Annotated in this window: 4 protein-coding genes and 2 rRNA genes (1 of these 6 only partly in view); 3 read left to right on the forward strand and 3 right to left on the reverse strand. The window is 59.6% G+C overall.

Features of this window, described 5'->3' with window-relative positions; translation table 11 throughout:
* The first annotated feature begins 167 nt into the window (after positions 1-167).
* From OJB03_RS11660 to OJB03_RS11670, 3 genes are all read left to right on the forward strand, one after another.
* Complete coding sequence (locus OJB03_RS11660; RefSeq protein WP_263787640.1) at positions 168-686, forward strand: polyhydroxyalkanoate synthesis regulator DNA-binding domain-containing protein; 519 nt, start codon at positions 168-170, stop codon at positions 684-686.
* Between the two features lie 44 nt (positions 687-730).
* Positions 731-1,156 carry a phasin family protein gene (locus tag OJB03_RS11665; protein WP_263787642.1) on the forward strand — a complete coding sequence of 142 codons (426 nt, stop codon included), beginning with the start codon at positions 731-733 and terminating at the stop codon, positions 1,154-1,156.
* A 170-nt stretch (positions 1,157-1,326) separates the two neighbouring features.
* Complete coding sequence (locus OJB03_RS11670) at positions 1,327-2,625, forward strand: patatin-like phospholipase family protein (RefSeq protein WP_263787643.1); 1,299 nt, start codon at positions 1,327-1,329, stop codon at positions 2,623-2,625.
* Between the two features lie 7 nt (positions 2,626-2,632).
* Here the strand turns inward: OJB03_RS11670 and OJB03_RS11675 are convergent, their stop codons facing one another.
* From OJB03_RS11675 to OJB03_RS11685, 3 genes are all read right to left on the reverse strand, one after another.
* Entirely contained in the window at positions 2,633-4,474 is a 1,842-nt protein-coding gene (locus OJB03_RS11675) for an ABC1 kinase family protein (protein ID WP_263787646.1), read from the reverse strand.
* Positions 4,475-4,664: 190 nt separating this feature from the next.
* Positions 4,665-4,776 (reverse strand): 5S ribosomal RNA (gene rrf, locus OJB03_RS11680).
* A gap of 123 nt (positions 4,777-4,899) precedes the next feature.
* A 23S ribosomal RNA gene (locus OJB03_RS11685) occupies positions 4,900-6,267 on the reverse strand (it continues 1,575 nt past the right edge of the window).

Below are 6,267 nucleotides of genomic sequence, written 5' to 3' on the forward strand. Positions count from 1 at the left end.
GCGGACCCTGCGGCCCGAACAGCGCCGGACGGGCCGTCCAGTTTCAGTTCTTCGATTTGCTCTGCTGGCCCATTGTACGGACCACCGGGATCAATTTGTAACGCGGTGCGTCAAAATAAGTGAGTAAATTGATGCATTGCGTTACAAACGGCCTGTTGCCCCTGCCTATGGCTCGACGGATTAAGCGCTACGATAACCGCAAGCTGTACGACACCGAAACGAGTGAGTACGTGTCGTTGGGCGACATTGCCGAGCTTGTCCGACAGGGCAATACCGTGGAGGTCGTAGACAAGGCGACCGGTGAAGACATTACGGCCCAGACGCTTACCCAGATCATCCTGGAAGAGGGAAAGAAGGGCTCGCCCGTCATCCCATCTGGCCTGCTCCACACGTTGCTGCGCCGTAGCAGCAAGGCCCTCGACACCGGACTCGACCAAATTCGATCGACGGTCGACGGTCTGGTGGAACGCTCGCTGGGACAACTCAAGCAGGTCGTGCAGGGTCCTCGGCGGCAAGAACTCGACGACCTCCGACGGCAGCTGCGCCACCTGGAGCGCCGATTGTCTGTCTTGCTCGATGACCTAGACGATTCTCCGTCCGAGGCTTCGGACGGCCAGCGACACCCTCAGGGGATCTCTGAGCAGACGCCCGCCGCCGAGTCCCATTCCGCCTCCTCTCAGGACTGATTCCTCCCTCCACACGCTTCGTTCACAACTCATTTTTCCACGCCATGACGACTGAACACGACACCCCCGATTCCGAAAACCTACAGGACGAACTCACCGAGCGCGGCCGCGAGGTGTGGCTGGCCGGCCTCGGGGCCCTGGCCACAGTTGAGGAAGAAGGCACCAAGCTCTTCAATCGGCTCGTGGACCGGGGACAGGATTTTGAGGAGGACCGCCAGGCCAAGCTCGAAGAGGCGACCGAGAAGGTCCGCGAGCAGAGCGATGAGGCCCTCGCCCAACTCGAAGAGGCCGGCGAGGAAACACAGTCGATGCTCGCCGACTCTGTGAAGGCCGCCCTGGAGCGCTTTGGCGTTCCTACTCAAACGGAAGTCGATGACCTGGCAGACAAGGTGGATCACCTGTCCACACAGGTCGAGGAGCTTGCCAATCATCTCGCGGAGGACGAAGAGCCGTCCCCGGATCAGTCGTAGATCCGCTCATCGTCTGGTCTCGACCCTGCATTCTCGGGGGAAAGGGGCCCCTCCGCAGGGGGCTCCTCTCCTTCGACTAGTGCCTGGACGTGTTCGATGCTCTTTCGGAACCGCTTCCGTAAAGTGCAAGACGGCGGACCGGACCGTTTTTCCATCACCCACTCTGCCCGATGCCTTCATCCACTACCGGTTCCAGCACAGTTGGCCTCGCCTGTGCGGGCGGGGTCATTGAAGGTGCGCTCTACGAAATTGGGGCGCTGTGTGCCCTCGACGAAGCAATTGAGGGACGTCGCCTGCACGATCTAGACGTCTATGTCGGAGTGAGTTCAGGCAGTTTGATTGGGAGTATGCTGGCCAGCAACGTCTCTGCACGTGAGCTCAGCCGAGCCGTCGTCTCCGAGTCCACAGATCCGAGCCTCAACCTGGAGCCAGAAGCGCTCTTCCGTCCGGCCGTAGGCGAATACGCGGGCCGACTGAGGCGTCTTCCCGGGGCGTTCTTCTCTTCTCTACGGCACTACCTTCTCCATCCCGGTGACCTGTCTCTGCTCGGGCTTCTCGCGACGTTTGGGTCCCTGGTTCCCACGGGTCTTTTTACCAATGCCTCTCTCGAACGCTTCCTCGCCGAGGCCCTCTCTACCGGCGGACGCACCAACGACTTCCGTCGGCTGCAGCGAAAGCTGTACGTGGTGGCCATGAATCTCGACTCCGCCGACGTCACGGTCTTTGGCGAATCCGGCCACGACCATGTGCCCATCTCATCGGCCATCCAGGCGTCCACTGCACTTCCTGGCCTGTACACCCCCGTCGAAATCGACGGCCAGCACTACATTGACGGGGTGGCCCGCCGTACCGTGCACGCCAGTGTGGGGCTGGATGCCGGTGCCGATCTTCTTTTCTGTATCAACCCCATCGTGCCGATCAACATCCAGCTGAAGCAACATGCCGAGCGGTTGCTCGACCGCCGGACAAACGGTCAAGGAGCAACCCTCGCCGACCGCGGCCTTCCGACAGTATTGTCCCAGACGTTTCGGGCCATCGTGGACTCCCGCAAGCAGACCGGTTTCAAGAAGTACGAGCACACTCACCCCGACGCGGATCTCATTTTAATTGAGCCGGAATGCGACGACACGCACCTCTTCTTCTCCAACATCTTCAGCTTCAGGAATCGGCACGACATCTGCGAACACGCCTACCAGGCCACTCGCCGTCACCTGCGCTCCCGCGCGGACGAGCTCCAGCCCATTTTGGAGCGGCACGGTCTGTGGCTGCGACGCGACGTGCTCGACGCCCCGCACTCCCTCTATGACACCGGTCTTTCTAGACGCAGCCGCGAATCTCAGCGCGCCGAGTCTTCGATGACAGAGGTGCTCCGCGAGGCCGGCGAGACTCTCGACCGCCTCGATATTCTGCTCAACCGTCTGCACGACCGCGCAGAACCGCTCAACCGGCCGCCTTCGGAGCGTTCGTGAGCCCGACCTACCGGGCCCACACTGCTAGGCCCGTCCCGAGCACGAATAGGGGAATCGACAGCCACAGCGGGCCGCTCTGCACCACGGAAATCACCCCTCCGATAATGCAGGCACCGCCGATGACGCTGCTTCGAATCCCGGACAGGGGGTCACTCGTGGGCTGATCAGTCAGCGACTCCTCAAGGCGCGCCACCCCAGACGTCAGCAGCTGGGGTAGCTTCAGGGCCACGTCCACCAGTTCGGGGGCATTGCTTAACATCTCCGATCCCAGCGTCAGGGGGTTGAACCGCTCGCGGAAGATCCGTTGCACGTGGCGCCGCGACACCGACACCACGTCGAGATCCGGATCGAGGGTCCGGCCCACCCCCTCAAAGGTGACGAGGGCCTTCACCATGAGCGTCATCTCCACCGGAAAGAAGATTCGGTACTGTCCCCCTAGACTCAGCGACTGAAGGATCACCTGCGCGAGGCTGATCGAGCCTTGCTTGCTCCGCATCAGAAAGTGGCGGGCCATGTCCGAGACGGCCCGCCGAAATCCCTGCGGATCGCCTCCTTCTCCCACCCGCGCCATGTCGAGGAGGTAGCGGGCCGCATTTTCCACGTCCCCCCGTACCAGGGCGTAGTAGTAGTACAGCATGCGCCGCCGGATGTCGGCTCGGAAACGCCCGACCATCCCGAGGTCAATGAAGCCAATCTGGAGGTCCTCAGGGCGGTCTCCGGGCAGGATTTTCAGGTTGCCCGCGTGCAGATCGGCGTGAAAGAAGCCGTCCTTGTACAGCATCCGGATAACGGCGGAGGCGCCGAGGTCGATCACACGCTGCCGCTCGGCCTCGCTCAGTTCACGGACGGCCTGTGGTCCGGGACGGATGCCACCCAGATACTCCATCGTGAGCACATCGCTCGTGCTCAGTTCACGATGGACCTCCGGGAAGACCACTCCTGGGGCGTCCTGAAAGTTCGCGGCGAAGATCTCGGCGTGGTCGGCCTCGTAGTCGAAGTCAATCTCTCGCTTCGTGTAGGCCCCAAACTCTTCGATAATCTGTTTCGGCTGGTAGCGGGGCAGCAGCCACTGCAGAAACACCCCGAAAAACTCGAGGAGCTTCAGGTCGGACGTCACAACATCCCGGATGCCGGGCTTAATGACTTTCACGACGACATCCCGCCCGTCGTGCGTCGTGGCACGGTGCACCTGTGCAATGGACGCGGCGGCCAGCGGCTCCGGGTCGATCGACCGAAAGAGAGACTCTACAGGGTCTTCCAGCTCCCGCTCAATAATTGCCTTCACCTGCGCGAAGGGGATGGGCGGCAGGTGGTCCATCAAGCTATCGAGTTCCTCCGTGATCACTTCCGGAAGCAAATCCTCCCGGATGGCCATGATCTGTCCCAGTTTGGTAAACGTAGGACCAAGGATTTCCAAACGACGTCGCAGCTGCTCCGGAAAGGGACGATCCCGAAGGTCGCTGCGGACAAAAGGCTTCAGGATGCCCGCCAACATGCGCTTTCCCAACGACCGCATGCCCATCTTCTGTACGCGCGGCAAGGACCCGACGTAGGCGATGTGCCCTCCCATTAGCAATCCCGCCACATGCCGCCACACTGTAAAGAAACGCCAGAAGGCCCCTCGATAAGGCGCCAGCGGGTCAAAGTCCGTGAGGGGCGAGGACTGTGTACTGCCGTTTGGTGACGGGGGCACACTCATGTTGTCGGGAACGGAGGACTCCTTCCCCGCCGAAGACTCACCAGGGTCTTCGGCGGAAGCCTCCGCACGTCCCACGGCAGACCGGTCTTCTCCACTCGGGGCTACCTGTCCAGATGAAGAGCCCGATGGGGATCCGTTAGTGCGTTCCATGCCGGAAACTCAACTCGTAAGGAGGAAAACCTGCCCTAAGGCATATGAATGCTCCCGCTGTACAACGCGTAATGGCAACACTCCAAAATGGTTGGTTGCCAGACGCTACAGGGCCGACGTTCCTGACCGACCAGTAACCTCAAAAAAAAAGGGACGCCGTTGCAGCTGCAACGGCGTCCCTAGAGGGGAATCCTGGCAACGTCCTACTCTACCGGCCGAGGGCCAGTACCATCGGCGCTGCGGGACTTAACTTCTCTGTTCGAAATGGGAAGAGGTGTTGCCCCCACGCTATAATCACCAGGAAACTCAGTGCTGGTGCGTTCACCAGCGAATGTCTGACATAGTGGTAGATCTTATCGCACTCCCGATTGGAATCGGGATGCAAGCGTTGCGTTGTGCCCCCATGATGGCATGTGCAAAATAGGGGTGTTAAGCCTTATGGATAATTAGTACGGCTCGGCTGAGCGTATTGCTACGCTTACACCTGCCGCCTATCTACGTCCTCGTCTCGAACGATCCATTGGGAAGACCCAGTCTTGCGGAGGGCTTGGCGCTTAGATGCTTTCAGCGCTTATCCCTGCCGGACATAGCTACCCAGCGATGCGCCTGACGGCACAACTGGTACACTAGCGGTCCGTCCACTTCGGTCCTCTCGTACTAGAAGCAGATCCGCTCAAGTCTTCGACGCCCTCAGTAGATAGGGACCGACCTGTCTCACGACGGTCTGAACCCAGCTCGCGTGCCGCTTTAATGGGCGAACAGCCCAACCCTTGGGACCTTCTCCAGCCCCAGGATGCGACGAGCCGACATCGAGGTGCCAAACCTCCGCGTCGATATGAACTCTTGGCGGAGATAAGCCTGTTATCCCTGGCGTACCTTTTATTCTTTGAGCGACGACCCTTCCATTCAGAGTCGCCGGATCACTAAGTCCTGCTTTCGCACCTGCTCGACTAGTATGTCTCGCAGTTAAGCACCCTTTTGCCTTTATACTCAACGCATGATTACCGACCATGCTGAGGGTACCTTTGAAATCCTCCGTTACTGTTTTGGAGGAGACCGCCCCAGTCAAACTACCCGCCTGACAATGTCCCTCGACCGGATCACGGTCGCAGGTTAGACATCAATCAGAACAAGGGTGGTATTTCAGGGATGGCTCCACTGCGCCTAGCGACGCAGCTTCCATGCCTCCCACCTATTCTGCACATGTTCTGACTAATGGCAATGCCAAGGTGTAGTAAAGGTGCACAGGGTCTTTCCGTCCCACTGAGGGTAGCCGGCGTCTTCACCGGCACCACAATTTCACCGAGCTCGCGGTCGAGACAGTGCTCAGATCGTTGCACCATTCGTGCAGGTCGGAACTTACCCGACAAGGAATTTCGCTACCTTAGGACCGTTATAGTTACGGCCGCCGTTTACTGGGGCTTCAGTTGCGAGCTTCATGCCCAAAGGGCATTAACACGCTCCATTGACCTTCCAGCACCGGGCAGGTGTCAACCCCTATACGTCGTCTTGCGACTTAGCAGAGGTCTGTGTTTTTGTTAAACAGTCGTCTGAGCCTGGTCACTGCGACCCTCTTCCATTTTTTAGCAGAAAAGGGCGCCCCTTCTTCCGAAGTTACGGGGCTAGATTGCCGAATTCCTTGACCACGATTCACTCGAGCGCCTGAGGATACTCTCCTCGCCTACCTGTGTCGGTTTATGATACGGGCTCCCGAAGCAACGACCGATGGTTTTCTCGGTGGTTTACTAAGGGGCTCTATGAGTTTGCCTATCGGCTCCCTCTACTATCGCAGT

This window comes from Salinibacter grassmerensis, assembly GCF_947077765.1.
Lineage (GTDB): Bacteria > Bacteroidota > Rhodothermia > Rhodothermales > Salinibacteraceae > Salinibacter > Salinibacter grassmerensis.

Excerpts from the sequence above, each read along its gene's own strand:
- OJB03_RS11670 (WP_263787643.1), top strand. The coding sequence starts at position 1,327 with ATGCCTTCATCCACTACCGGTTCCAGCACAGTTGGCCTCGCCTGTGCG.
- OJB03_RS11660 (WP_263787640.1), top strand. The coding sequence starts at position 168 with ATGGCTCGACGGATTAAGCGCTACGATAACCGCAAGCTGTACGACACC.
- OJB03_RS11665 (WP_263787642.1), top strand. The coding sequence starts at position 731 with ATGACGACTGAACACGACACCCCCGATTCCGAAAACCTACAGGACGAA.
- OJB03_RS11675 (WP_263787646.1), bottom strand. The coding sequence starts at position 4,474 with ATGGAACGCACTAACGGATCCCCATCGGGCTCTTCATCTGGACAGGTA.